At 54.4% G+C, this 26,098-nt stretch carries 31 protein-coding genes and 1 riboswitch; of the genes, 26 read left to right on the top strand and 5 right to left on the bottom strand.

Features of this window, described 5'->3' with window-relative positions:
• Positions 1-157 precede the first annotated feature (157 nt).
• Both GZ1_RS07630 and GZ1_RS07625 read left to right on the top strand, forming a co-directional pair.
• The gene (locus GZ1_RS07630) at positions 158-805 is read left to right on the top strand and encodes a GntR family transcriptional regulator (protein WP_060788246.1); all 648 of its coding nucleotides are present in this window, start codon (positions 158-160) and stop codon (positions 803-805) included.
• 267 nt (positions 806-1,072) lie between these two features.
• Positions 1,073-1,540, top strand: a complete 468-nt coding sequence (locus GZ1_RS07625; protein WP_011232491.1) for a flavin reductase family protein — start codon at positions 1,073-1,075, stop codon at positions 1,538-1,540.
• A 136-nt stretch (positions 1,541-1,676) separates the two neighbouring features.
• Here the strand turns inward: GZ1_RS07625 and GZ1_RS07620 are convergent, their stop codons facing one another.
• Positions 1,677-2,240 carry an FAD-dependent oxidoreductase gene (locus GZ1_RS07620; protein ID WP_060788245.1) on the bottom strand — a complete coding sequence of 188 codons (564 nt, stop codon included), beginning with the start codon at positions 2,238-2,240 and terminating at the stop codon, positions 1,677-1,679.
• Positions 2,241-2,645: 405 nt separating this feature from the next.
• Here GZ1_RS07620 and GZ1_RS07615 point away from each other — a divergent pair, with 405 nt between their 5' ends.
• From GZ1_RS07615 to ymaG (GZ1_RS19570), 6 genes are all read left to right on the top strand, one after another.
• Positions 2,646-4,478, top strand: coding sequence for a pyruvate kinase (locus GZ1_RS07615; RefSeq protein WP_373278087.1), 1,833 nt, complete (start codon positions 2,646-2,648; stop codon positions 4,476-4,478).
• Positions 4,479-4,655: 177 nt separating this feature from the next.
• Positions 4,656-5,219, top strand: a complete 564-nt coding sequence (locus GZ1_RS07610) for a biotin transporter BioY (protein ID WP_060788244.1) — start codon at positions 4,656-4,658, stop codon at positions 5,217-5,219.
• A 4-nt stretch (positions 5,220-5,223) separates the two neighbouring features.
• Positions 5,224-5,940, top strand: coding sequence for a dethiobiotin synthase (gene bioD, locus GZ1_RS07605; protein ID WP_020755107.1), 717 nt, complete (start codon positions 5,224-5,226; stop codon positions 5,938-5,940).
• A complete protein-coding gene (gene bioA, locus GZ1_RS07600; RefSeq protein ID WP_060788250.1) occupies positions 5,930-7,309 on the top strand; it encodes an adenosylmethionine--8-amino-7-oxononanoate transaminase in 1,380 nt (459 codons plus the stop codon). The genes bioD and bioA overlap by 11 nt, the downstream gene beginning before the upstream one ends.
• 231 nt (positions 7,310-7,540) lie before the next feature.
• The gene (gene ymaG / locus GZ1_RS07595; RefSeq protein ID WP_060788243.1) at positions 7,541-7,753 is read left to right on the top strand and encodes an inner spore coat protein YmaG; all 213 of its coding nucleotides are present in this window, start codon (positions 7,541-7,543) and stop codon (positions 7,751-7,753) included.
• A gap of 98 nt (positions 7,754-7,851) precedes the next feature.
• On the top strand, positions 7,852-7,986 hold the full coding sequence (ymaG, locus tag GZ1_RS19570; protein ID WP_011232483.1) for an inner spore coat protein YmaG: 135 nt from the start codon (positions 7,852-7,854) through the stop codon (positions 7,984-7,986).
• Positions 7,987-8,201: 215 nt separating this feature from the next.
• Here the strand turns inward: ymaG (GZ1_RS19570) and GZ1_RS07590 are convergent, their stop codons facing one another.
• Positions 8,202-8,537, bottom strand: a complete 336-nt coding sequence (locus tag GZ1_RS07590) for a spore coat protein (RefSeq protein WP_011232482.1) — start codon at positions 8,535-8,537, stop codon at positions 8,202-8,204.
• Positions 8,538-8,552: 15 nt separating this feature from the next.
• Positions 8,553-8,810, bottom strand: a complete 258-nt coding sequence (locus GZ1_RS07585) for a hypothetical protein (protein ID WP_011232481.1) — start codon at positions 8,808-8,810, stop codon at positions 8,553-8,555.
• A 164-nt stretch (positions 8,811-8,974) separates the two neighbouring features.
• Here GZ1_RS07585 and GZ1_RS07580 point away from each other — a divergent pair, with 164 nt between their 5' ends.
• A complete protein-coding gene (locus tag GZ1_RS07580; protein WP_015375754.1) occupies positions 8,975-9,892 on the top strand; it encodes a proline dehydrogenase family protein in 918 nt (305 codons plus the stop codon).
• 227 nt (positions 9,893-10,119) lie between these two features.
• Here GZ1_RS07580 and GZ1_RS18175 read toward each other — a convergent pair whose 3' ends face one another.
• The gene (locus tag GZ1_RS18175) at positions 10,120-10,269 is read right to left on the bottom strand and encodes a YuzL family protein (protein ID WP_015375753.1); all 150 of its coding nucleotides are present in this window, start codon (positions 10,267-10,269) and stop codon (positions 10,120-10,122) included.
• Between the two features lie 182 nt (positions 10,270-10,451).
• Here GZ1_RS18175 and GZ1_RS07575 point away from each other — a divergent pair, with 182 nt between their 5' ends.
• From GZ1_RS07575 to GZ1_RS07520, 12 genes are all read left to right on the top strand, one after another.
• Positions 10,452-12,839, top strand: coding sequence for a 3-hydroxyacyl-CoA dehydrogenase/enoyl-CoA hydratase family protein (locus GZ1_RS07575; RefSeq protein WP_015375752.1), 2,388 nt, complete (start codon positions 10,452-10,454; stop codon positions 12,837-12,839).
• Between the two features lie 27 nt (positions 12,840-12,866).
• A complete protein-coding gene (locus tag GZ1_RS07570) occupies positions 12,867-14,039 on the top strand; it encodes an acetyl-CoA C-acetyltransferase (protein ID WP_011232477.1) in 1,173 nt (390 codons plus the stop codon).
• Between the two features lie 137 nt (positions 14,040-14,176).
• Positions 14,177-15,961, top strand: coding sequence for an acyl-CoA dehydrogenase FadE (locus GZ1_RS07565; RefSeq protein WP_060788242.1), 1,785 nt, complete (start codon positions 14,177-14,179; stop codon positions 15,959-15,961).
• A 77-nt stretch (positions 15,962-16,038) separates the two neighbouring features.
• The gene (locus tag GZ1_RS07560) at positions 16,039-16,404 is read left to right on the top strand and encodes an arsenate reductase family protein (RefSeq protein WP_011232475.1); all 366 of its coding nucleotides are present in this window, start codon (positions 16,039-16,041) and stop codon (positions 16,402-16,404) included.
• Positions 16,405-16,500: 96 nt separating this feature from the next.
• Positions 16,501-16,884: a glycine cleavage system protein GcvH gene (gcvH, locus tag GZ1_RS07555; RefSeq protein WP_011232474.1), complete on the top strand. Its 384-nt coding sequence runs from the start codon at positions 16,501-16,503 to the stop codon at positions 16,882-16,884.
• A 75-nt stretch (positions 16,885-16,959) separates the two neighbouring features.
• Entirely contained in the window at positions 16,960-17,193 is a 234-nt protein-coding gene (locus GZ1_RS07550; protein ID WP_060788241.1) for a YusG family protein, read from the top strand.
• 97 nt (positions 17,194-17,290) lie between these two features.
• Complete coding sequence (locus GZ1_RS07545) at positions 17,291-17,650, top strand: toprim domain-containing protein (RefSeq protein WP_025949938.1); 360 nt, start codon at positions 17,291-17,293, stop codon at positions 17,648-17,650.
• Positions 17,647-17,964: a thioredoxin family protein gene (locus GZ1_RS07540; RefSeq protein ID WP_060788240.1), complete on the top strand. Its 318-nt coding sequence runs from the start codon at positions 17,647-17,649 to the stop codon at positions 17,962-17,964. The genes GZ1_RS07545 and GZ1_RS07540 overlap by 4 nt, the downstream gene beginning before the upstream one ends.
• 146 nt (positions 17,965-18,110) lie before the next feature.
• Complete coding sequence (locus tag GZ1_RS07535) at positions 18,111-18,458, top strand: hypothetical protein (RefSeq protein ID WP_025039296.1); 348 nt, start codon at positions 18,111-18,113, stop codon at positions 18,456-18,458.
• A gap of 73 nt (positions 18,459-18,531) precedes the next feature.
• A riboswitch (SAM riboswitch) is annotated at positions 18,532-18,641 on the top strand.
• A gap of 87 nt (positions 18,642-18,728) precedes the next feature.
• Positions 18,729-19,757 (top strand): methionine ABC transporter ATP-binding protein, encoded by a 1,029-nt coding sequence (locus tag GZ1_RS07530; protein WP_011232469.1) that lies wholly within the window; start codon positions 18,729-18,731, stop codon positions 19,755-19,757.
• Positions 19,747-20,415: a methionine ABC transporter permease gene (locus tag GZ1_RS07525; protein ID WP_020755861.1), complete on the top strand. Its 669-nt coding sequence runs from the start codon at positions 19,747-19,749 to the stop codon at positions 20,413-20,415. Before GZ1_RS07530 ends, GZ1_RS07525 begins: the two co-directional genes overlap by 11 nt.
• A gap of 15 nt (positions 20,416-20,430) precedes the next feature.
• Complete coding sequence (locus GZ1_RS07520) at positions 20,431-21,282, top strand: MetQ/NlpA family ABC transporter substrate-binding protein (protein WP_060788239.1); 852 nt, start codon at positions 20,431-20,433, stop codon at positions 21,280-21,282.
• Positions 21,283-21,387: 105 nt separating this feature from the next.
• Here GZ1_RS07520 and GZ1_RS07515 read toward each other — a convergent pair whose 3' ends face one another.
• Positions 21,388-21,579, bottom strand: a complete 192-nt coding sequence (locus GZ1_RS07515; protein ID WP_015375748.1) for a hypothetical protein — start codon at positions 21,577-21,579, stop codon at positions 21,388-21,390.
• Between the two features lie 175 nt (positions 21,580-21,754).
• On the opposite strand from GZ1_RS07515, the gene GZ1_RS07510 reads away from it, so the two are divergent.
• The 5 genes from GZ1_RS07510 (at position 21,755) to sufU (ending at position 26,098) form a co-directional block, all read left to right on the top strand.
• Positions 21,755-22,117: a carboxymuconolactone decarboxylase family protein gene (locus tag GZ1_RS07510; protein WP_011232466.1), complete on the top strand. Its 363-nt coding sequence runs from the start codon at positions 21,755-21,757 to the stop codon at positions 22,115-22,117.
• 232 nt (positions 22,118-22,349) lie between these two features.
• Positions 22,350-23,129, top strand: coding sequence for a Fe-S cluster assembly ATPase SufC (gene sufC / locus GZ1_RS07505; protein ID WP_011232465.1), 780 nt, complete (start codon positions 22,350-22,352; stop codon positions 23,127-23,129).
• A gap of 17 nt (positions 23,130-23,146) precedes the next feature.
• A complete protein-coding gene (gene sufD / locus GZ1_RS07500) occupies positions 23,147-24,457 on the top strand; it encodes a Fe-S cluster assembly protein SufD (protein ID WP_060788238.1) in 1,311 nt (436 codons plus the stop codon).
• Positions 24,454-25,674 (top strand): cysteine desulfurase, encoded by a 1,221-nt coding sequence (locus GZ1_RS07495; RefSeq protein WP_023633700.1) that lies wholly within the window; start codon positions 24,454-24,456, stop codon positions 25,672-25,674. Before sufD ends, GZ1_RS07495 begins: the two co-directional genes overlap by 4 nt.
• On the top strand, positions 25,664-26,098 hold the full coding sequence (gene sufU, locus GZ1_RS07490; RefSeq protein WP_015375744.1) for a Fe-S cluster assembly sulfur transfer protein SufU: 435 nt from the start codon (positions 25,664-25,666) through the stop codon (positions 26,096-26,098). Before GZ1_RS07495 ends, sufU begins: the two co-directional genes overlap by 11 nt.

Here is a 26,098-nt window from a genome sequence, read left to right as displayed (position 1 = left end):
TTACAGCTTTGATTTCTATACGGAAGTGCAAGTTGTCCACGTCGCGGTCGGCGATCCGCCAATCCCCGCATTCGGCAAAGGGGAGAAACAGACCGCCTTGTCTGCCGAACAGGCATAATGGCTAGTCAATGTATACGATCTAGTATATGATAAACGTATGGAAACGAAAGCGAAAAACAAAACCCAATTGGCTTACGAGTATATTCTTTCTCGCATTGAAAACGGCGTCTATGGCCCGGGATACCGGGTCGTCATCGACCAAATCGCCCGCGAGCTTGGACTCAGCAGCATCCCGGTGCGGGAGGCGATCCGCCAGCTTGAAGCGGAAGGGCTTGTCGAGTTCAAACCGTATACGGGCGCCGTTGTGAGCAACATCAACGAGAAAGAATATATCGAGACGCTGTCGGTGTTGGCTGTGCTGGAAGGCTATGCGACCGCGCTTGGCTCCGCCCATTTGACGAAGGAGGCGATCAACGAGCTTGAGCGGTTGAACGAACGGATGGAGCGGGCGCTTGAAGAGCTGGAGCTGGAACGGTTCAGCGAGCTGAACTATGAATTTCATTCCTTGATTTACGCCCATTGCGGCAACGCCTACCTCGAAGAGCAAATCAAGCAAATTTGGCAGCGGATGAAGCGCATCCGCGCCTACGGCTTCACCTTTGTGCCGCAGCGGGCGAAAGCATCGATCGAAGAACATCGAGAGATCATCCGTCTGTTGCATGAACAGGCGCCGCCGCATGAAATCGAACAATACGTCCGTCAACACAAAATCAACACCGCCGAAGCGTTTAAGCGGCGGCGCTGATCTTCTTCCGCTGAGCGGGTGGCAGAGGCGTACCTTGGAGCGGCGGGCCGCCGATGACAGCCGTATATCGTCGTTGTTTCTTTCCCCTATTTCTGCTATGATGGGGGTAGATTTGACCCTCATTTCGGCATGAATGGGTCTCAGCCATAGAGGCAAGATGTCGGACGAAGCGCCCGTCGTGTGGAAACATCAAGAAGGAAAGCCGCCCAACCGCCAGCGGAAGGCGCAGGGCGGCTGATGACGAAAAGGGAAGGATGGGAGAACCGTATGGATGATCGTACATTTCGCAGAGCCATGGGAAAATTTGCGACCGGCGTGACGGTCGTGACGACCGAATTTCAAGGGGAAGCGAAAGGAATGACGGCGAACGCGTTTATGTCCGTTTCGCTCGACCCGAAACTTGTCGTCGTCTCCATTGGTCACAAAGCGCGAATGCATGACATTGTCAAGCAAACGGGGAAATTTGCCGTCAACATTTTGCGGCGCGATCAAGAGGAGTTGTCGCGCTTGTTTGCCGGCCAGTTGAAAGAAGAACGCCATGTTTCGTTTGATTGGGTGAACGGCCATCCGATTTTGCCGGAGGCGTTGGCGAATATTTTATGCAACGTCCACAGCACGTACGTGGCCGGCGATCATACGCTTTACTTTGGGGAAGTGACCGATATTTTGATGAAAGACGAACCGGGCGACCCGCTCTTGTTTTTTGAAGGGAAGTACCGGAGCATTGGACAATAAGCGCCCTTGGATGGATCGGGGCCGCTATGTCGATGCGGGTACGACGCAACAGGCAGTTCAGCCCGTCATCTTGCGTCCCGGCCGTTTCCATGGCGCTATTAGAAAAGGTGTCCCGCTGTTTGGGACACCTTCGTTGTTATTTTTTCAATACATCGTGATCAACGTACCGTTCGCCGTTCAGTTCGCTGATGACGTTGATGGCGACTTTCGCCCCGTCGCCCGCTGTGATGATCGTATGAACGCTGACGCCGGCCACCGTCCCTGCCGCCCAAATGCCGTCGATGTTCGTTTTGCCATTGGCGTCGACGTCAATCACCGTTTTAATGCGCGGCTCCGTGCCCGGTTTGGTGCGCAGGCCGATTTTTTCCGCCAGATCCGTGGCGACGCCGGTGGCGAAAATGACGTGTTTCGCCTCAAAGGAGCCGTTTTCCGTTTCGAGGCGGAAGCCGCCGTCCGTTTTTTGCACGTCTGTCACTTGCGTTTCCACCAATTCCGCCCCGAATTTTGCGGCTTGCTTTTTCCCGGTTTCCACCAATTCCGGGCCGCTGATTTCCGGAACCCCGTAATGGTTTTCCACCCAAGCGCGCTTTGTCATGCCTTTGTCGCTGTCAAACAAGACCGTTTTCTTCCCGGCTTTGGCGGCGAAGATCGCAGCGCTTGCCCCCGCAGGCCCGGCGCCGATGATGGCGATGTCGTACATCGTGACCGCCTCCTTCTTTTGAATATTGGCACTATTATTACCTTATCACAAATAGAAAAAGAGTCCAAATGATCTGCTCATTATTTATAATTATTATCATTTTGTATTTACTTTAAATAATCATGGGTGTATAATAGATACCAAACACGCAGCAAAGGGGAGGAAACGCGTGAATAAACCGGCCGTTTGTGAACAGTGCGGTCAGCCGTTGCGGCGGCTGAAACATTCGCTGCTTTGTCAATGCGGGATGAAAATTGTCGTGCAAAAATAATATACCGAAAAAACGGCTTCCTGTTTCTGTCGCATTCAACCGGCGAATGGCGCCGGTTTTTTTCTGTCCTCATTTGGGGCGGCGGCGAATATATAAAAGTAAAACCGCATTTTTCACAAGGGTTGGTGCCGCTGATGCACGACAAACGAGATTTGGGCGCCCGCTTGGCCGCCTTTTACCGAGGGATGGCGGAGTGGGTGGGACAAAAGCAGAAGTATTTTCCTCTTCCATCCCATGAAGAGAGCCGGGATCAGTTGCTTGCTTACTTATATATGAGGGAGCATATGCCGTCGGATTTGCGTGAAGCGATGGAAGACGCCGGATGGCGGCTCGAGGGGCAAGAGGCTCATCTCATCGACGCGATCGAACAAGTTTTGGCCTATTTGCGCACGCGGGTTGATGGCGGATGGGAGCTTCGAAAGATGACAAGAAAGGAAGCGAAACAGTTGCTTCATAAACGGGCGGGGGCAGTGTTCGGAAGCCCAAGTTCTGTTCGGCCGACACGCATTATGGTGACGATGGACGAGGCATGGGTGGATGAGCCGGGGCTGATCGAGCGGCTGCTTCTTTATGGCATGGACATCGCCCGCATCAACTGCGCCTACGGTTCTCCGGAAACGTGGGAGGCGCTCGTGGCCATCATTCGTCAAGCCGAGAAGCAGTTGGAGCCACAGCTGCAGGGGAGGCGATGCCGCATTTACATGGATCTGCCGGGGCCAAAAATCCGGGTCGACCGCTTGGCGGTCAACGCGGGGCCGATGAAGCTCTCTGTGAAGAAAAATCTATATGGAGAGCCAATGGAGCCGCTCTTCGGCCTCATTTCCTTCTCTTCTTCCCCGCCGCCGTCTCCGCTCCCCCGCGATGTTTCATTCTTGTGGCAGTTGACGGCTGAGGACGGAGCGACCGTCGAAGAAGGGGATGAACTGCTGTTTACCGATGTGCGCGGAAAAAAACGAAAACTTCGGGTCACTGAACAAATCGCTCCGTCTTGTTTTAAAGTTCTTCTTTCGCGGACGGCCTATGTGCAAAAAGGGATGAAACTGCGGCGCGGGTCGGCTTCTTTCACTCTATGTTCTGTTTTGTTCATTCCAATGAAAGCGTTTGTCACGGTCGGTACACCGCTGTATATTTATTTCGATGACGCTGCGTTTGCACAGGCGCAGAATGGCTGCGGTGTGAAAATGACGACGACGTTGGCGAAAGCGTGGCGCAATGTGCGGGCGGGAGACCGCCTTTATTTGAACGACGGCCAAATTGCAGCGCGGGTCGTGAAAGTGCACGAGCGGCATGTAGAGGCCAAAGTCGTTGCCGATGGCGGAAAGCGAAAAGCGATTAAGCAAGGAACGGGCATCCATCTTCCCGATTCGTTTCTCCATTTGACGGTTCCGCCGCTCACCGACCGCGACCTTGAATGGATTCCGTTCATCGCGAGATGGGCGGATATCGTCGGGCTGTCGTTTGTTCAGGCCCCTCATGACCTGCGAAAGCTTTATCATTTGCTTGCCGAACAAGGGGCTGGTTCTCTCCCGGTGATCGCGAAAATCGAAACGCGGGCGGCGCTTCATAACTTCGTTCGCATCTTGCTTGAGGGATTGAAGTTTCCGGCGTTTGGTGTGATGATTGCGCGCGGCGATTTGGCCCTGGAGATCGGATTTGAACATCTTGCGGCCGCACAGAACGACGTTTTGGCGCTATGCCGGGCGGCTCACACCCCGGTCATTTGGGCGACGCAAGTGCTTGAACAAATGGCGAAAAAGGGAATTCCGTCGCGCGCGGAAATCTCGGATGTTTTTCTTGGAAAACAGGCGCAATGCATCATGTTGAACAAAGGAAGGCATATTGCGGAGGCGGTGCGCTTATTGTCGTCGTTGTTGGAAAAGGAGGAGAGGCAGAGTGGATCGCTGGCGATGCCGAAAACGGACGGCGAACGGATGAACCTGCTTAACTTGTGGGAGGATGAAGGGTGAGCGTTGGCCACTGCTTCCGCCGTCTGTTTGAGAAATGAGCCGCGCCAAAAAAGGAGTCCTGCTGTGTTAGGGGGCTCCGTATTTTTTGTCTAAATGTAAACCTATATAAAAATAAAGTTGACAAATAAAAAACATATCAGGCACAATAGAAACAAATATTTGGAGAGGAGGGGAAACGTGCACATCCGTTCCTTTGTTTGGGCAGCCTTTTTTGCCGCGCTGACGGCGGTCGGCGGATTCATCAAAATCCCGGTGCCGTATGTGCCGTTTACGCTGCAAATCGCCGCAGTCTATTTGTCGGGATGTCTGCTTGGTCCAAGAACAGGAGCGCTCAGCCAGATGCTTTACGTGTTGATCGGGCTGGCGGGCGCGCCCGTGTTTGCGGAAGGAGGCGGGCTCGGTTATATTTGGAAGCCGACGTTTGGCTATTTGCTTGGCTTCATCGCCGGGGCGTATACGTGCGGCTTGCTTGTCCGCCGCTTTCAATGGACAAGAGCGCAGGACATATGGAAGGCGAATTTGGCGGCATTGTTCGTCGTGTATGCGTTTGGCTGCACGTGGCTGTACATAGCGATGAAATGGATCGCGGAGACTCCGCTTTCCATCGGCCAAACGCTATGGTTCGGCTTTCTTCTTCCGGTGCCGGGGGATCTCGTGCTTTGCGCCGTTTGTTCCGTCGTGGCGGCGCGCGTATGGCCGCGCGTCCGACCGATCATGATGACTCGAGGGATGGGGGGATAAGAGAATGGGGCAAGCCATTTTCATGACGGGAACAGGAACAGAAATCGGCAAAACGGTCGTCACTTCCATCGTGGCGTTGGCGCTGGAGCGGCTTGGGATGAAGGTCGGCGTGTTTAAACCGGTTCAGACTGGACTGGCCGAAGACGGGGTGTCGTTTGCCGAACAATATTGGTACGAACGAGTGGCGAAGATTCCGACATCAGAAGGCATGTACTATATGGAACCGGCGATGTCGCCGCATTTAGCGGCGAAGTTGACCGGCACGTCCATCGAACCAGAGAGGGTGGCCGAACGGTTGGAATGGCTTACGCAGCGCTATGATGTGGTGCTCGTCGAAGGAGCGGGAGGGTTGGCCGTTCCGTGGTGCGAGCGCGACGGACGATGGTATATGACGAGCGATTTTGTCCGCGACTATGAGGTGCCGGCGATTCTCGTGTCGCTCTCAAGCCTTGGTGCGATTCATCACGCGGTGACGACGGCGGCGTATGCCGACGCGCAAGGCATTCGTCTGCTTGGCCTGATGTTCAATCAGTTTCAGGAGCAAGAGATTATCCACCAAAACAATGTCGAAACGATCGCCGCCTTGCTTCGGCTGCCGGTGCTGGCGGTCGTGCCGCTCCTTCCTGCAGTCTCAAGGCGGGAACTGGAAACCTTAGCTCAGCGTTGGATCGAACAAGGAAAGGCGAAACAACTGCTGGAGGTGCTTGGCGTTGGCGTATAGCTACGAGCAATTGGAACAGTGGGACAAGCAGTACGTCTGGCATCCATTTACGCAAATGAAGCAGTATGCCAAAGAACGCCCCTTGATCATTGAACGCGGGCAAGGAAGCTATTTGTACGATGTCGACGGCAACCGGTACCTAGACGGCTATGCGTCGCTATGGGTCAATGTCCACGGCCATAACGATCCGGAGCTGAATGCGGCGCTTCGCGAGCAATTGGAGAAAATTGCCCATTCGACATTGCTTGGTTCGGCGAATGTGCCGTCGATTTTGTTGGCCAAACGGTTGCTTGAATATTGGCCGCACATGTCAAAAGTGTTTTATTCCGATACCGGGGCGGCGGCGGTGGAAATCGCGCTCAAGATCGCCTATCAGTATTGGAAAAACATCGACCCGGTCCAATATGCGAAGAAGAACAAGTTTGTCTCGTTGAAGGAAGCGTACCACGGCGATACGGTCGGGGCGGTGAGCGTTGGCGGCATGGAAACGTTCCACCGCATTTTTGCGCCGCTTTTGTTTGAGCGGATCGAAGTGCCGTCGCCGTACGTGTATCGGATGGATGAATACGGAAGCGAGCAGGAGATCATCGACTATTGTTTGCGCGAGCTTGAACGGGTGCTTGAGGAGCAGCACGAGCACATCGCCGGCGTGATCGTGGAACCGCTTGTGCAAGGAGCGGCGGGGATCATCGTCCATCCGCGCGGGTTTTTAAAAGGAGTGGAAAGGCTTTGCCGCCGGTATGGGGTGCTCTTCATTTGCGACGAGGTCGCCGTCGGCTTTGGCCGCACCGGCACGATGTTCGCTTGTGAGCAGGAAGAGGTGAAGCCTGATCTTGTCTGCCTTGGGAAAGGGATCACGGGAGGATATTTGCCGCTCGCGGCCACACTGGTCACGGAAGAGATTTATGCGGCATTTCTCGGCGATGTGGACGAAGACAAAACGTTTTACCACGGCCATACGTACACGGGAAACCAGCTCACTTGTTCCGTTGCGCTGAAAAACATCGAGCTCATCGAAACACGCGGCTTGATTGACAGCGTCAAGCGGAAGGCGCGCCGACTGGCCGAATGGCTTGATCGGTTGTATGACATTCCGATTGTCGGCGACATCCGGCAAAAAGGCTTGATGTGCGGCATTGAAATCGTGAAAGACCGAAGAACGAAAGAAGTCTTTCCGCGCGCGGCCATGGTGGAGCACCGGATCATCCTTGAGGCGCGCCGGAGGGGGCTTGTCATCCGTCCGCTCGGCCCGGTATTGACGTTCATACCAGTTCTGTCGATGAGCGAAGACGAAATGGCTGAGGCGGTGCGCATTTTGTTCGATTCGATCGCCTGTTTGTACGATCAAGTGCAGGCGGAGCTTGTATAAGCGGGAGGCGGCGGACAGCCGCCTGTTTTTGTTTTTAGAATATACTAGAAATAAGAGAAAATAATTTCCTTTAATGAGAATATCTTTTAGAAAGAAGCCTTCCTTTGCATTCACGGATCGATGATTTGGGAGAAATCGCCGTTTTTCACCAGCCTTCTAGGTACTGGCCTAAGCAGCGGGCGTTTTTCCTGCATACAGTGGGACTAAAGCAAGCGGAAGGGGGGGAGCAAGATGAGCCATCTCCAAGTGGCGGATGAGCGCATTTGGCGGCCGTGGGGCTTTTGGCGGCCATGGGGCTGGTGGTTTTGGCGGCCGCGCCCGTTTTTCTTCGGCGCTCCGTTTTTTGGCGCTCCATTTTTCGGCGGCTTTTTAGGCGGTTTGCTCGGGAGCGCATTGGTTCCGCCGTTTTTCTATCCGTGGTGGTATGGCCCCATTTGGTGGTGAGAAACCGGCAAGGGTTGGGCGGACGGCCCACCCTCTTTTCTTGTTGTTGCATATGAATAAAGTGTAGCATTCTAGCTTTGGGGAAAGGAGAAGGAACGATGCTATTTCCAGGATTGTTGTTTGGCGCCCCATTTGTCGGCGGCTTCTTGGGCGGACTGCTCGGCGGCGCGTTGGCTCCGCGTCCGTTTTACCCATACCCGCCGTATCCGCCGTATCCAGGCTGGTGGTATTGATCGTCTATTCATGAAAGAATAAGCATCCCTGTGGAACAAGAAGGGGTGCTTATTCAATGATCCCGGTGTCGCGGATGCGGACGTCCGCTGTTTGCAGCATGCTCCACACGGATTCGGATGGCGCTGCCATCCCTTTCTCCCCTTTCTGCGCCCTGTCTTCTTAACGGATTGAGAAAGAGGATGTCCTTCTGCCGTTCGGACATCCCCTCGTTTTGTTATTGCATGGCATTTCGTTGATAAGGGAGCTGATTCGTATACCCTTGGAACTGCTGGTACGTTTGCTGAAGCTTTTGCGGATCGGCGGCTTCAAGCTTGTACCATCCTTTTTTGAACATCAAATTGTACAAGTCGCGCTGACAGTTTTGCGTTTCGGTGAAAATATTCATCATATCTTGATATAACGGTTGGTTGCTCGCTTCATGCAAAAAGACGCTGTACGACAAGGTCATGTATTTTTCCGTCGTCAACATGTCGTTTAGAAAATCGCGCTCGTTCATTTGCGGCGTTTTCGGCACTTGCATCTCCGGATTTTGCACTTGTTTTGTGTTCATGCGGCGCTCCTCCTTTCACATCACCGGCGGCTGCGGCGGGTTTTGCAAATGGCGCAAAATCATGTCGTAATGGCGCTGATGCATCTGTCCAGCGCGCTCGATCGCCTGCACTACTTCGGGATCCCGACATTGCGAGGCGAAAAAGTGCGCTTTTTTCGCCGCGAGCAAGTTCCACGACATCATGTCGGAAAAATACATGGCGTCTTTGGTGGACACCATTTGCGGCGGCTCGGGCATCGCCGCCTGCGGGTTCATTTGTGGTTGCTGTTGCATCGTTGTTCGCTCCTTTCGTCGGTTGTTCGCTTGTAGATTGTGCAGAGAGTGGAAAATTATGCGCATATAAAAAATAAACCGTGGGGAAAAAACATATTCAATTGAATTGAAACATGGTACAATAAGAATGGTGAATGCGTTTCCATACAAGGAGGCTTGCAACAGTGGAGCAGTTGATGCGCGATTTTTTCCTGTTCTTATCGAAAAATAAAACATTGACGAAATGGGCGAAACGATACGGCCTTCGCTTCGGCGCTTCACGGTTTGTCGCCGGCGAAACGATCGAGGAAGCAGTGCGCGTCATCCGCCAGCTGAACGAAAAAGGATTGGCGGTCACGGTCGACTATTTGGGTGAGTTTGTCGACAATGAGCAGGAAGCGAATGAGATGGCGCGCCATTGCTTGGAGGCGATTGAGGCGATCAGCCGGGAGAAGTTGAACTCGCAGCTGTCGCTGAAAATGACATCGATGGGGCTTGATATTTCCGATGAGCTTGTCATGCGCAACATGCGCCGCATTTTGGATGCGGCAAAACAGCGCGGCGTGTTTGTGACGATCGATATGGAAGACTATTCGCGCTGCCAAAAGACGCTGGACATTTTTAAAATGTTGAAAAAAGAATACGACAACGTCGGCACGGTGCTGCAGGCGTATTTGTACCGGACGGAACAAGACATTGAAGATTTAAAGCCGTACCGCCCGAACTTGCGGCTCGTCAAAGGAGCGTACAAAGAGCCGCCTGAAGTGGCGTTTCCGGATAAAAAAGATGTCGATGAGAACTTTAAGAAGATCATTAAAATGCATTTGCTAAACGGCAACTATACGGCGGTGGCGACGCATGACGACGCCATCATCGAATATACGAAGCAGCTCGTCAAAGAATACAACATTCCCAACAGCCAGTTTGAATTCCAAATGCTGTACGGCATCCGCCCGGAGCGCCAACTCGAGCTGGCGCGCGAAGGATATACGATGCGCGTGTACGTTCCGTACGGCACGGACTGGTATGGCTATTTTATGCGCCGGCTCGCCGAACGGCCGGCCAACGTGGCGTTTGTTTTAAAAGGCATCCTCCGCAAGTAGGGGCGCAAAACAGAGGAAAACGCCGGCGGCCGCCGAGCGTTCGGGCGCAGAAGGGGACAGGCATCCAGCGAGCGGCCATGAAGCCGGTTTCCATTTTAAACCATGGCCGCTGCATATCCCGAGGCGTCGGGCGGTCATTTGAGGGAAAGGCCGTTCAGATCGTGCGGCCTTTCTTTGCTTTTCCCTATATCTGCAGCTATGACAGGCGGGAGCTGACGATGTGGGCGTCAGCTCCCTTGCATGTTGTGCTTTTTGTACTGCTGGTTTTGGCTTGTCCGTTTGCCGCCGCCGTCGGCTTCGACCGTCGGGCCGGCGTTTCCTTTGACGCTTGCGGCGCTGACGCCGCGTTCAGACGGATTTTTTTTCAGCCGGGCCATCGTCTTCACCTCCTGTTTGTTAGTATGGATGAAAGAACGGCCTCGATGTGAAAAAAATGTGCGCAAATATATTGCGAAAATTACCAACATACTATATATTGAATATAGAGAACGTTTTCACGGCTATTTTTTTCGCCGAAAAATGAATGATGATTCATTCAATGGTGTGAGGGGGAACCGAAATGGCAAAACGCATTCGGCGCGCCGCGGTGCTTGGGTCCGGCGTCATGGGTTCGGGCATTGCCGCCCATTTGGCGAACGTCGGCATTCCGACGCTGCTGTTGGATATCGTGCCGCGGGAATTGACGAAAGAGGAAGAAGCAAAAGGTTGGACGCTCGAGCATAAACAAGTGCGCAACCGCCTCGCCAATCAGGCGCTGGAAAGGCTGCTCAAGCAAAAACCGGCGCCGCTCATGTCCAAAGACAACATCGCTTTGATTGAAACGGGCAACTTCGAGGATGACTTCCACCGGCTCGCGGAAGTCGATTGGATCATTGAAGCGGTCGTTGAAAAGCTGGAAGTGAAAAAAGAAGTCTTCGCTCGCGTCGACGAGGTGCGGACGCCGGGGACGATCGTCAGCTCGAACACATCCGGCATCTCGATCGCCGCGATGGCGGAGGGGCGTTCGGATGATTTCAAAAAACACTTTTTAGGCACGCATTTCTTCAATCCGCCGCGCTATTTGAAGCTGCTTGAGATCATCCCGACGGAGCATACGGATCCGGATGTGGTCGCCTATATGAAATCGTTCGGCGAAGACGTGCTCGGCAAAGGCGTCGTCATGGCGAAAGATACGCCGAACTTCATCGCCAACCGGATCGGCACGTATGGGTTGCTTGTCACCGTCCGCGAGATGATGCAAGGCGGCTACAGCGTCGGCGAGGTCGATTCGGTGACGGGGCCGCTCATCGGCCGGCCGAAAAGCGCGACGTTCCGCACGCTTGACGTCGTCGGGCTCGATACGTTCGTGCATGTCGCCAACAACGTGTATGAAAACGTCGAAGGGGAAGAAAAAGAGGCGTTCCGCGTGCCGGAGTTTATGAAAACGATGCTTGAAAACGGCTGGCTCGGCAGCAAATCCGGACAAGGCTTTTTTGTCAAGCAAGGAAAAGACATTCTCGAGCTGAACTACGTCACGATGCAATACGAGCCGCGCAAAAAGCTTGTCACCCCGGCGGTGGAGATGGCGAAGCAGGCGAAAGGAGCGGCCGCCAAGCTGCAAACGCTCGTGTATGCCGATGGCGACCGCGCGGGAACGCTCCTTTGGAACATCATCGCGCCGACATTGCTGTACACTGCCCGCCTTGTCGGGGAGATCGCCGACGACATCGTAGCGATCGATCAGGCGATGAAGTGGGGGTTCGGCTGGGAGCAAGGTCCGTTTGAACTGTGGGATGCGATCGGCCTCGAGAAGTCGGTGCGCAAAATGCAGGCGGAAGGGCGCGACATCCCGTCGTGGATCACGGACATGCTCGCCGACGGAGCCACATCGTTCTATAAAACGGAAAACGGCCGGCTGTTCTATTATGCGCCGGGCGGGTATAAAACAGTAGAAGAAAACGAAAAAGTCATCCACATCCGCCGACTGAAAGAGGCGCGCGGCGTCATCAAGAAAAATGCCGGCGCCAGCCTCATTGACCTCGGCGACGACGTGGCGCTTCTGGAGTTCCATTCGCCGAACAACGCGATTGGCGCCGATATTGTCCAAATGATCAACGAGGCGCTTGAGGAAGTCAACCGCAACTACAAAGGGCTCGTCATCGGCAACCAAGGGAAAAACTTCTGCGTCGGCGCGAACTTGGCGATGATGCTCATGGAGGCGCAAGACGAAAACTTTTTTGAATTGGAACTTGCCGTTCGCCAGTTCCAGCAAGCGCTTCTCAAAATGAAATACAACCCGAAGCCGGTCGTCGTCGCGCCGTTTGCCATGACGTTAGGCGGCGGGGCGGAAGTGAGCTTGGCGGCTTCACGCATCCAAGCGGCGGCCGAGACGTACATCGGGCTCGTCGAAGTCGGCGTCGGCTTGATTCCGGGCGGCGGCGGCAACAAGGAGCTGTACATCAAACGGTTGAACAGCCTGCCGCGCGGCGTGGACGTCGACTACGTCAAAATCGCGGCCAGCGTATTTGAAACGATCGCCATGGCGAAAGTGTCGACGTCAGCGGCGGAAGCGCGCGAGCTTGGCTTCTTGAATCACCGCGACGGCATCACGATGAACGGCGACCATCTGCTGTATGAAGCGAAACAGGCGGTGCTCTCGATGTATGAGGAAGGGTACCGGCCTCCTGTAAGGAAGAAAGTGCCGGTGGCCGGCGAAAGCGGCTATGCCGCCATGCTGCTTGGGGCGCAGTCGATGTTCCATTCCGGCTACATCAGCGAGCACGATTTGAAAATCGCGAAAAAATTGGCGTATGTTCTAGCCGGCGGCAAAGTGCCGTACGGAACGGAAGTCGACGAGCAATATTTGCTCGATCTCGAGCGCGAGGCGTTTTTGAGCCTCATCGGCGAGCCGAAGACGCAAGCGCGCATGCAGCATATGCTTGTGAAAGGAAAACCGCTCCGCAACTAAAGCGGAGGAGATCAAGGGGGGATTGGCGTGAGAGAAGCGGTCATTGTCGCAGGTGCGCGCACACCGGTCGGCAAAGCGAAAAAAGGAACGCTCGCCCACGTGCGGCCGGATGATTTAGGGGCGCTCGTCGTCAAAGAAACGATCAAGCGCGCGGGGAACTATGAAGGAAACATTGACGACTTGATTATCGGGTGCGCCATGCCGGAGGCGGAGCAAGGATTGAACATCGCCCGCAACATCGGCGCGCTCGCCGGGCTGCCATATACCGTGCCGGCGATCACGATCAACCGGTATTGCTCGTCCGGTTTGCAGGCGATCGCCTATGCGGCGGAACGGGTGATGCTCGGCCATTCCGACACGGTCATCGCCGGCGGGGTCGAATCGATGAGCATGGTGCCGATGATGGGGCATGTCGTCCGCCCGAATGCCCGCTTGGCGGAAGAAGCGCCGGAATACTACATGTCGATGGGGCACACGGCCGAGCAAGTGGCGAAAAAATACGGCGTCAGCCGCGAGGACCAAGACGCATTCGCGGTGCGCAGCCACCAGCGCGCCGCCAAGGCGATTGCCGAAGGAAAATTCAATGAAGAAATCGTGCCGGTCGAGGTGACGGTGCGCAAAGTAGAAGGCAACAAACTCGTTGAGGAGAAAGTCGTCTTTACACAAGATGAAGGCGTGCGCCCGGACACGAATATGGAAACGCTCGCGAAACTCCGGCCGGCGTTTGCGGTAAACGGCACCGTCACCGCCGGCAACGCGTCGCAAATGAGCGACGGGGCGGCGGCGGTCATGGTGATGGACCGCGAAAAAGCGGAGTCGCTCGGCTTGAAGCCGCTCGGCAAGTTTCGTTCGTTCGCGGTTGCCGGCGTGCCGCCGGAAGTGATGGGGATCGGCCCGGTCGCTGCGGTGCCGAAAGCGTTGAAGCTGGCCGGCCTTGAGCTGTCCGACATCGGTTTGATCGAGCTGAACGAAGCGTTCGCCTCGCAATCGATCCAAGTCATCCGCGAACTTGGGTTGGATGAAGACATTGTCAACGTCAACGGCGGGGCGATTGCTCTAGGCCACCCGCTCGGCTGCACGGGCGCGAAGCTGACCTTGTCTTTGCTTTACGAAATGCGGCGCCGCAACGTGCAGTTCGGCATCGTCACGATGTGCATCGGCGGCGGCATGGGAGCGGCCGGCGTGTTTGAGCTGCTGTAGCGGCAGCTGACAGCGAGCGGGCTTCATCAGCTCGCGCGAGGCATGCATCCGCATTTGCCCGGCTGCATGGAACGTCTATTTCCCGGGCGGCGTTGCCGCCCGGATCATCAATCATCTTTCGGGGGAGGAAATCAACGATGGCCAAAACGATGGAAGAAGCGATCAAAGGCGGCAGCTTTTTGATTGAAGACATTCCGGCGGAGCGCGTGTTTACGCCGGAAGATTTCACCGACGAACATCATATGATTGCCAAAACGACGGAAGAGTATGTCAACAATGAAGTGCTCCCGCAGCTCGAGCATTTGGAAAACCACGAGTTTGACCGTTCCGTGAAATTGCTTCGCAAAGCGGGCGAGCTCGGCTTGTTAAGCGCTGACATTCCGGAAGAATACGGCGGTTTGGGCCTAGATAAAGTCAGTTCGGCCATCATTGCGGAAAAAATGGCGCCGGCCGGCGGTTTTGCCATTTCGCACGGGGCGCACGTCGGAATTGGCTCGCTGCCGATTGTGTTGTTTGGCACGGAAGAACAAAAACAAAAATATTTGCCGTATTTAGCGACCGGCGAAAAAATCGCCGCCTACGCCTTGACGGAGCCTGGCTCGGGTTCGGACGCCCTCGGCGCGAAAACGACGGCGAGATTAAACGCGGAAGGCACGCATTACATTTTAAACGGCGAAAAACAATGGATCACCAACTCCGGTTTTGCTGATGTGTTTGTCGTCTATGCAAAAGTCGACGGCGAACATTTCACCGCGTTCATCGTGGAACGCGACTTCCCGGGCGTTTCAACTGGTCCGGAAGAAAAGAAAATGGGGATTAAAAGCTCGTCGACAAGAACGCTCATTTTGCAAGATGTGCCGGTGCCGAAAGAAAACGTGCTCGGTGAAATCGGAAAAGGCCATGTCATCGCCTTCAACATTTTGAACATCGGCCGCTACAAGCTTGGGTTAGGGGCGGTCGGCGGCGCGAAGCGGGCGCTTGAAATCACGCTCAAATACGCCAATCAGCGCCAGCAATTCAAACGGCCGATTTCGCAGTTTACGTTGACGCAGGAAAAATTCGCGACGATGGCGTCGCGCCTGTATGCCGCCGAAAGCTCGGTTTACCGCACGGTCGGCTTGTTCGATGAACGGATGGGCCTGCTTGATGCGGAAAAGGCGAAAGACGGCAAAGAAGTGGCGAAATCGATCGCCGAATATGCGATCGAATGCTCATTGAACAAGTTTTTTGCCACGGAAGTGCTCGATTACATCGTGGATGAAGGCGTGCAAATCCACGGCGGGTACGGCTTTATGCAGGAATACGAAATTGAGCGCGCCTACCGCGATTCGCGCATCAACCGCATTTTCGAGGGGACGAACGAAATCAACCGCCTTCTCGTGCCGGGCATGTATTTGAAAAAGGCGTTAAAAGGCGAGCTGCCGCTCTTCCAAAAAGCGCAGCAGCTTCAGGAAGAACTGATGATGATGGCCGCCGAAGAGCCGGGGACGGGCGCGCTGGAACAAGAGAAATACTTGGTGCGCAACGCGAAAAAAATCGCCTTGATGGTCGCCGGTTTAGCGGCGCAAAAATACGGCCAGCGCATTGAAGAAGAGCAAGAAGTGCTCGTCAACATCGCCGACATCGTCTCGAACATTTATGCGATGGAATCAGCGCTTTTGCGCACGGAAAAAGCGATTCAGGCGAGCGGTGAGGAGAAAAACAAACAAAAATGGCTGTACACGCAAATTTTCTGCCAAGAGGCGTTCAATGAAATTGAAGCCCATGCGAAAGAAACGCTCGTCGCCGTCGAACAAGGCGACACGCTGCGGATGATGCTCGCCGCTCTCCGACGGCTGACGCGCCATACGCCGATCAACGTGATCGCGAAAAAACGCGAAGCGGCCGCCGCGCTCATTGAAGCCGAACGGTATATTGTGTGATAATGGGAAGTGCCAGGCGTTTGCCTGGTGCTTCTTATTTGTTTGCCAAACAGCGGAAATGAAAGGGAGGAGTGAAGATGGCGCTCACGCTCTATTGGTATCCAAAATGCGGAACGTGCCGGAAGGCGAAAAAATGGTTGGATGAACACGGCATTGAGGTGCAAACGGTGCATTTGGTCGACGAGCCGCTGACGAAAGAGCAGCTCGCCCGTTTGCACCGTCAAAGCGGGCTGCCGCTCAAAAAATTTTTCAACACGAGCGGGATGAAATACCGCGAGCTTGGCTTGAAGGACAAGCTCGACCGCGCATCGGAAGACGAGATGCTCGATTGGCTCGCCTCGGACGGGATGTTGGTCAAACGGCCGATTTTGACGGACGGCGAGCGGGTCGTCGTGGGCTTTCGCGAACAAGAATACGAGGCGTTTTTCGCGGCGGGGACATAAAAAATTTTTTGCAAAATCGGGTGAATTCAGTGAGTTTTTGCGGAAAATCGGTTATGATGAAAAGGAATATACATTTTGTCGCAATGGAGGGATACGATGAACACGCCGAAAGAACTTCGCTATACAAAGGAGCATGAGTGGGTGCGCGTGGAAGGAGAGAACGTGCGCATCGGCATTACGGATTACGCCCAATCAGAGCTTGGCGACATCGTCTTTGTCGAGCTGCCGGAAGTCGGCGCAGAGGTTACGGCGAACGAGCCGTTCGGCAGCGTTGAATCGGTGAAAACGGTCTCGGAATTGTATGCGCCGATCAGCGGCACGGTCGTTGAAGTGAATGAGGCGTTAAATGACCATCCGGAGTACGTGAACGAATCGCCGTATGACAAAGCGTGGATGATCGTCGTCAAACCGAATGATTTGAGCGAAATCGACAATTTGTTGACGGCGGAACAATACGAGGCCATGATCAACGAAGGATAAACGTTCCGGCAATCTTCGCTTCGATTCGGGCACTCTATACATACCGGAATTTGATTGAAAAAAGGGGTGCTCGCGATGCTGCAAACGAAGCACATGGATGTCACGGACCGGATCATCGGCAAACTGAACGGCCGCTCGCTGGAGTTGTACGAGGAAGGAGAGCTCATCGGGCGCCTTCCGCTTCCGGCGGCCGTCCCGTTGAAACATGGATATATCGAACAAAACGGGCGAATTTTCAAGCAGGTGACCGCTACCGTTGAACCGAACCAAAAATATGTCGACTGCGACGGGGAAGCGGGCTGGTGTTGACAGGCAACGGTGCGATGCCGTTGCTTTTCTTTTTCCACCTTTCGCCGGCGCAAGGCATACAATATCGTATCACCTTTCGAAGTAAGGTGGGTCGGACATGCGACGCGTGGAAAAAGTCATCATTGTGGAAGGGCGATCGGACAAGCAAAAGGTGGCGGCCGTCCTGAAAGAGCCTGTCATCATCCTTTGCACAAACGGCACGATCAGCGACGCGCGCCTGGAAGAATGGGCTGATGAGCTGGAAGGATATGATGTGTACTTGTTGGCGGATGCCGATGAGGCGGGAGAAAAATTGCGCCGGCAGTTTCGCCGCATGCTTCCAGAAGCGGAGCATCTTTACATTGACCGGGCGTACCGTGAAGTGGCGGCTGCTCCGATTTGGCACTTGGCGCAAGTGTTGCTGCGCGCCGATTTCGACGTCCGCATCGAATTGCTGATGAAAGGGAGAGGCGAGTGAACGCGATCGATCGAAACGATGTCAAGCGAGTGGTGGAAGGTGAGCCGCTTCTCGCCCTTTACTTGTACACCCCGCTGTGCGGCACGTGCCAGCTGGCGCGGCGGATGCTTGTGGTGGTGGAGAAGTTGTTTCCGGCGCTTCCGTTTTACGAAACGGACATCAACTATATTCCCGAACGAGCGGCTGAGTGGAAAATTGAAAGCGTTCCTTGCCTGCTTCTTTTTCAGGATGGAGCGATCGCAGGCAAGTGGTATGCCTTTCATTCCGTTCCGTATTTGTACGAAGTGATTCAAGCCTGCTTGCCGTCCCGATGATTCGCCTTTTTTTGACGCTGTTTGACACATTTCTTGGGAAATGACAAAAACGGCGCTCGTTCGTCAACGGGTTGTCGAGATTTTTGTAAAGGATTTCTCCTCTTCAGGTGGAAGTGAAAAAAATAAAAATGGGGGAGGGGATATCCATGGAAATGCGTGAATTAGTTGGGCAGTTCGTGGAACGGATGCAAGTGTTGCGCCATTTGGTGCCGATTTTGCCGGATGAGCAGCTGTATGTTCGGTTTGAAAGCGATGACGAAACCGCCTTGCTGTTGATCGGCAAGGAATCAGCCGCTAGAGGGATGGAAAACGATGAACGGAAAACATTGACGGTGCGCGGTTCCAAAGAGGCGCTCGCGTCCCTGCTGAACGGCGAACTGAAGCTGCAGCAGCTCGTCCGGTTGCGTGAAGTGCACGTGTCAGGAAGCTTCCGCCAGCTTTTGCTTCTTGAATCGCTCCTCCATTTGGCCAAGCCTTATCGGGACGTCGGATAAAAAAGATGTTGACACGCTTCGACAGACAATGATACAATCACATTCGTAGTCAATTGAATAGGCGATTGTTGCGCTCTTATCAAGAGAGGTGGAGGGATGTGCCCAATGAAGCCCGGCAACCGTCAGCGCATGTGCTGAAATGGTGCCAATTCACACAAAGCGGCCTGCTTTGAGAGATAAGAGACGGAATGGTGCACAATACCTTTCTGTTCTCTGCGGGCAGAAAGGTTTTCTTTTTGCGCTCTGCCGCTTGGGGAGGAAGGTGAAACGATGATTACACTCGAACAAGTGACGAAAATCTATCAAGCGGCCAACGGTTCGGTCACGGCAGTCGACAATGTGTCGCTTGAGATTCGCGAAGGAGAAATTTTCGGCATTATCGGCTACAGCGGCGCTGGGAAAAGCACGCTCATCCGCTTGCTCAATGGGCTCGAGAAGCCGACGAGCGGCCGGGTGGTCGTCGCCGGGCGCGATATGACGCGCGTGAAAGGGCGGGAGCTGCGCAAGGCGCGCCAAGAAATCGGGATGATTTTCCAGCATTTCAACTTGCTTTGGTCTCGCACAGTCAGGGAAAACATTGCCTTTCCGCTTGAAATTGCCGGCGTCCCGAAAGAGGAGCGGAACAAGCGGGTGGATGAATTGATCGAGCTTGTCGGCCTTTCCGGGCGCGAGGATGCCTACCCGTCGCAGCTGAGCGGCGGGCAAAAGCAGCGGGTCGGCATCGCCCGGGCGCTCGCCAACAACCCGAAAGTCTTGCTGTGCGACGAGGCGACATCGGCGTTGGACCCGCAGACGACCGATGCGATTTTGGACTTGCTCGTTGACATCAACAAGCGTCTCGGGCTGACGATTGTGCTGATCACCCATGAAATGCACGTCATCCGCAAAATTTGCGACCGCGTTGCGGTGATGGAAAGCGGCCGAATCGTCGAGCAAGGCGAAGTGCTGCATGTGTTCCGCAACCCGCAGCAACCGATTACGAAACGGTTCGTCAAGCAGCTGATCGAGCCTGAGGAGACGGAAGAGGCGATTTCCCATTTGTTTGGCCAATACCCGAGCGGGCTGATCGCGCAGCTGACGTTCGTCGGCGCGGCAGCCGGAAAGCCGCTCATCACCGAAGTGGTGCGTCAGTTTGCCGTCGATGTCAACATTTTGCAAGGGAAAATTTCGCAAACCCATCAAGGCGCCTATGGGGTGCTGTTCGTGCACCTCGACGGGGCGAGGGATGAAATCGACCGGGCGCTTGACTATATTCAACGCCAGCAGGTGGCGGTGGAGGTGATTCACGATGCTCGCTAACCTCCTGCCGAACGTGCAATGGGAGACGATGTGGGCGGCGACGGTCGAGACGCTGTATATGACGGGAGTGGCGGTGGCGGCCACTTTCGTCCTCGGAATCGTTCTTGGCTTGCTTCTATTTTTGACAGCGAAGGGCAACCTATGGGAAAACCGGTTTGTCAATACCGTGATTGCGGCGTTTGTGAACATTTTCCGCTCTATTCCGTTTATTATTTTGATCATTTTGCTCATTCCGTTTACCACCTGGCTCGTCGGGACGATGCTTGGCGCCAATGCGGCGCTGCCGGCTTTGGTCATTGGGGCCGCGCCGTTTTACGCCCGCATGGTGGAGATCGCCCTTCGCGAAATCGACAAAGGCGTCATCGAAGCAGCCCAAGCGATGGGCGCCTCAACGTGGACGATCATTTGGAAAGTGCTCTTGCCTGAATCGCTTCCAGCGCTCGTCTCCGGCATTACGGTGACGGCGGTGTCGCTCGTCAGCTATACGGCGATGGCTGGAGCCATCGGCGCCGGCGGGCTTGGGGACTTGGCGTATTTGGAAGGATTCCAGCGCAACCATAACGATGTGACGTTTGTCGCGACCGTGTTGGTGCTCGTCATTGTCTTTGTCATTCAGTTGATCGGTGACTTTGTCACTTCAAAAATCGATAAACGATAAAGGAGGAAGAAGTCGATGAAAAAATGGCTTGGTGCGCTCCTTGCCGCCGCTCTCGTCTTCGCCTTGGCAGCATGCGGAAGCAACAATCACGACAACGCGGAAGGCGGCAAAGACGGCAAATTGGTGAAGTTGAAAGTCGGTGCGTCGAACGTGCCGCATGCGGAAATTTTGGAAAAAGCGAAACCGATTTTGAAGAAAAAAGGCATCGACTTGGAGATCATTACGTTCCAAGATTACATCTTGCCGAACAAAGCGCTGGCGGAGAAGCAAATCGACGCCAACTATTTCCAACACATTCCGTATTTGGAATCGCAAAAGAAAGAGTACGGCTATGATTTCGTCAACGCCGGCGGCATTCATATCGAGCCGATCGGCTTATACTCGAAAAAATACAAAAGCATTGAAGAACTGCCGGACGGCGCGACGATCATCATGAGCAACTCGGTCGCCGACCATGGCCGCATTTTATCGATGCTGCAAGAAAAGGGGCTCATTAAGCTGAAACCGGGCATCGATAAAACGAAAGCGACGGTCAACGACATCGTCGAAAACCCGAAACATTTGAAATTTAAAGCGGACGTCGATGCTGGACTTCTGCCGCAAATTTACAAAAACGGCGAAGGCGATGCGGTTTTGATCAACGCCAACTATGCGCTTGACGCCGGTTTGGACCCGGCGAAAGACCCGATCGCCGTGGAGTCGCCGAAAAACAATCCGTATGTGAACATTGTGGCGGTGCGCAAAGGCGATGAAAACCGAAAAGAAATCAAAACGCTTGTCGAAGTGCTGCAATCGAAAGAAATTCAAGATTTCATCAAAGAAAAATACCACGGCGCCGTCATTCCAGCGGCGACAAACAATCAATAACGGAAGCGAATCGCTTCCGTTATTTTTTGCACAAAAAAGAGCCGCCCGAAAGTTCAAAACCGTTTTGGATGGAGAGACGCCGCGGCCGGTCTGTTTTCCCGCGCTTCATCGGTTGTTCAAACGCGCCAGTACGGCGGCGAGCATGACGATGATGACGCAGTTTTGCAGGGCGACCACTGTCGTTAAACTGAAGATGACGTCCCCGTGTTCACCGAGAATGCTGCCGATGATGATCCACGCCAAAAACGAAGCGAAAGCGACGGTTAAGGCAAAGACAACCCAACGAATCAATGGCATTCCCCCCTTTCCTATGATGATGGAAGTGGAACAGAACCATTCGTTTTCATCATGACATTCCGTCGATGTTGGCGAAACGGTGGTGTTTCCACACGCTTTCAATACCATTCGTTGTTTAATTTCGTTTTCCTTCATGCATACTAACAGCAGACACGAGCAAAGGAGGAAAACGGAGATGAACAACGGAACATATGCATCGGTCGAATCCGCGCTTCGCCACTACAAGGAAGGGCTTGGGGCGTTTACCCAAAAACTTCCGAACGTAGCGGAACGGTTTAACGCATTTACGGAAGCTTGTTTTGCCGAGGGAGCGCTGTCGAAAAAAGAAAAACAATTGATCGCCCTTGGCATCAGCTTGGCGACGCAAGATGAGTATTGCACGATTTACCATGCGAAAGGCTGCCTTGATGAAGGAGCGTCCGAACAAGAAATTTTGGAAGCGTGCGCGGTGGCGGCCGCGTTTGGCGGCGGGGCGGCGATGAGCCAGGCGGTGACGCTCGTGCAAGAATGCCTCCGCGAGCTGCGGGCGGCTCACTAGACTCCGGAAAAAACGGGGTCTTTTTTTTGCAAAAACTCGTACAAGCTTGAGGTTTTCGTGTAAAATAGTAAAAGGCGCTGTTTTTTCACACGGTCATAGTGAAAACAGAGCGGGAAAGTTGCAGGTAGTTTTCATTTGTTATAAAATTATAATGAGAATAAAATGAGAATGAACGATCGCTAGAAGACAAGCGAGCGAACTGACTCTCAATCGGGAATTGGAGGTATGCTGCATGGCGGTATTGACGATTCGCAATCTCCACGTCGCCGTGGAGGGAAAAGAAATTTTAAAAGGAGTGGACTTGGAAGTCAAAGGCGGGGAAATCCACGCCATCATGGGCCCGAACGGAACGGGGAAGTCGACGCTGGCATCGGCCATTATGGGCCATCCAAAATATGAAGTGACAGAAGGATCGGTGACGCTCGACGGCCAGGACGTCCTCGAGATGGAAGTCGACGAGCGGGCGCGCGCCGGCCTGTTTTTGGCGATGCAATATCCGAGTGAAATCAGCGGGGTGACGAACGCCGACTTTTTGCGCGCGGCGATCAACGCCCGCCTTGGCGAAGGCAACGAAATTTCGCTCATGAAATTCATCCGCAAGCTCGATGAAAAAATGGCGTTTTTGGAAATGAATCCGGATATGGCGCACCGCTATTTGAATGAAGGATTCTCGGGCGGGGAGAAAAAGCGGAACGAAATTTTGCAGCTGATGATGCTTGAGCCGAAAATCGCCATTTTGGACGAGATCGACTCCGGCCTCGATATCGACGCGCTCAAAATTGTCGCCAAAGGCGTCAACGAAATGCGCAGCAGCGAATTCGGCTGTTTGATCATCACTCACTACCAACGGTTATTGAACTACATCACGCCGGATTACGTGCACGTCATGATGCAAGGGCGCATCGTCAAATCCGGCGGTCCGGAACTGGCGCAGCGGCTTGAGGCGGAAGGGTACGACTGGATCAAAAAAGAGCTTGGCATTGAAGACGAAACGGTCGGACAAGAAGCGTAAGCGTTAGGAGGAGGATTATGGCGACAGAAACGAAAATCCCATTCGATGAAACCTACATCCGCACGTTCTCAAGCGGGCGCGGCGAACCGGGCTGGCTGACGGCGCGGCGCCTTGAGGCGCTTCGGCTGGCGGAGCGGCTGCCGCTTCCGAAACCGGAGAAGACGAAAATCGACAAATGGAATTTCACCGAGTTCGCCCGCCACACGGTCGACAGCGCGCCGTATGATGGTCTTGACGATTTGCCGGAAGCGGTCAAGGCGCTCATCGAGGCGGGCGAAGGAACGAAAAACTTGTACGTGCAGCGCAACCATACGCCGGCGTACGTGTCGCTGTCCGATGAATTAAAAGAAAAAGGCGTCATTTTTACCGACATCTTCACAGCAGCGCGCGAGCATGGCGACTTGCTGAAAAACTATTTGATGACGGCGGTCAAGCCGGATGAGCACCGCCTTGCCGCGCTCCATGCGGCGCTGCTCAACGGCGGCGTGTTTGTCTATGTCCCGAAAAACGTGGAGATTGAAACGCCGCTTCAGGCGGTCTATATTCAAGACGAAGATGACATCGCCTTGTTTAACCACGTGATCATTGTCGCGGAAGACAACAGCCGCGTCGTGTTTGTCGAAAACTATATATCGGCAAGCCGAGAAGGAAAAGCGGTCGTCAATGTGGCCGCCGAGGTGTTTGCCCAAGCGAACGCAAGCGTCTTTTTCGCCGCCGTCGACCATTTGGCCAAAGGCACAACGACGTATGTCAATCGGCGCGGCATCGCCGGGCGCGACGGACGGATCGAATGGGCGCTCGGGCTGATGAATGACGGCAACACGGTCTCCGAGAACATCACCCGCCTTGTCGGCGACGGCTCGTTCGGCGATACGAAAACAGTCGCGGTCAGCCGCGGCGAGCAAGTGCAAAACTTTACGACCAGCGTCGTCCATTACGGCAGGCATACGGAAGGTTACATTTTAAAACATGGCGTCGTCCGCGACAGCGCGACCTCGATTTTCAACGGCATCGGCAAAATTGAGCACGGCGCGTCGAAGTCAAACGCCGACCAGGAGTCGCGCGTCTTGATGCTGAGCGAAAAAGCGCGCGGCGATGCGAACCCGATTTTGCTCATTGATGAAGACGACGTCATGGCGGGCCACGCGGCATCGGTGGGACGCGTCGATCCGATCCAGTTGTATTACTTAATGAGCCGCGGCATTCCGAGACGCGATGCGGAACGGCTCATCATCCACGGCTTTTTGGCGCCGGTTGTCGAGGCGATTCCCCTTGAAGGCGTGAAAAACCAATTAATTGAAGTGATTGAAAGGAAAGTTCAATCATGAATGTGAACGAAATTCGCGCGTTGTTTCCGATTTTGCATCAGCAAGTGAACGGCCATCCGCTCGTCTATTTTGACAGCGCGGCGACGTCGCAAAAGCCGCTGCCGGTGATTGAGACGCTTGACCGCTACTACCGCGAGTACAACTCGAACGTCCACCGCGGCGTCCATACGCTCGGGACGAAGGCGACCGATGCGTACGAAGGCGCGCGCGAAAAAGTGCGGCGGTTTTTAAACGCCCAATCGGCGCAGGAAATCATCTTTACGCGCGGCACGACCGCTGCGCTCAACTTGGTCGCTGCAAGCTACGGGCGCGCCAATGTCAAAGAAGGCGACGAGATCGTCATCACGTACATGGAGCATCACAGCAACTTAATCCCATGGCAGCAGCTGTCGAAACAAACGGGCGCAACGCTGAAATACATTCCGCTGCAGGAAGACGGCACGATCGATTTGCGCGACGTTGAGGCGGCCATCACCAAAGCGGCGAAGATCGTCGCCATCGCCCATGTGTCCAACGTGCTTGGGACGATCAACCCGGTGCGGGAGATCGCCCGCATCGCCCATGAGCGCGGGGCGGTCGTCGTCGTCGATGCGGCGCAAAGCGCTCCGCATATGAAGGTCGATGTTCAGGAACTTGATTGCGATTTTCTCGCCCTTTCCGGCCATAAAATGTGCGGGCCGACGGGAATCGGCGTATTATATGGCAAAAAGAAATGGCTTGAGCAGATGGAGCCAATCGAGTTCGGCGGTGAAATGATCGATTTTGTCGAGCTGTACGACTCGACGTGGAAAGAGCTGCCGTGGAAGTTTGAAGGCGGCACGCCGATCATCGCCGGGGCGATTGGCCTTGGGGCGGCGATCGATTTCCTTGAACAAGTCGGCTTGGACGCCATCGCCGCCCATGAGCATGAGCTGGCGCAATATGCGCTTGAACGAATGGCGGACATCGAAGGCGTCACCGTCTATGGCCCGAAAGAGCGGGCGGGGCTTGTGACGTTCAACATCGACGGGGTGCATCCGCACGATGTGGCGACTGTCCTTGACGCCGAAGGAATCGCCATCCGCGCCGGCCACCATTGCGCCCAGCCGCTCATGAAATGGCTCGGCGTGACGGCGACCGCCCGGGCGAGCTTTTACCTTTACAATACCAAAGAGGAAATCGATGCATTCATCGCCGCATTACAGAAAGCGAAGGAGTACTTCAGCCATGTCTTCTAACCATCCGTTGGACCAGCTTTACCGCCAAGTCATTATGGATCATTATAAAAACCCGCGAAACCGCGGGGTGCTTGAAGGAACGAACGTCGATGTCAACATGAACAACCCGACGTGCGGCGACCGCATCCACTTGACGATGAAAGTCGAAGACGGAAAAGTCGCCGACGTCAAATTTGAAGGCGAAGGCTGTTCGATTTCAATGTCGTCGGCGTCGATGATGACGCAGGCGATCAAAGGGAAAACGGTGGAAGAAGCGCTTCGGCTCGCCCACATTTTTTCCGACATGATCCAAGGGAAAGAGTACGACGATTCCGTCGACCTTGGCGACATCGAAGCGCTCCAAGGCGTTTCCAAGTTTCCGGCCCGCATCAAATGCGCGACGCTCGCGTGGAAAGCGCTCGAAAAAGGACTGCATCACCACTAA

Source organism: Geobacillus zalihae NBRC 101842 (assembly GCF_001544135.1).
GTDB classification, from domain to species: domain Bacteria; phylum Bacillota; class Bacilli; order Bacillales; family Anoxybacillaceae; genus Geobacillus; species Geobacillus zalihae.
The sequence above is the reverse complement of the archived record's forward strand: the minus strand, read 5'-3'. Positions and strand labels throughout refer to the sequence as shown.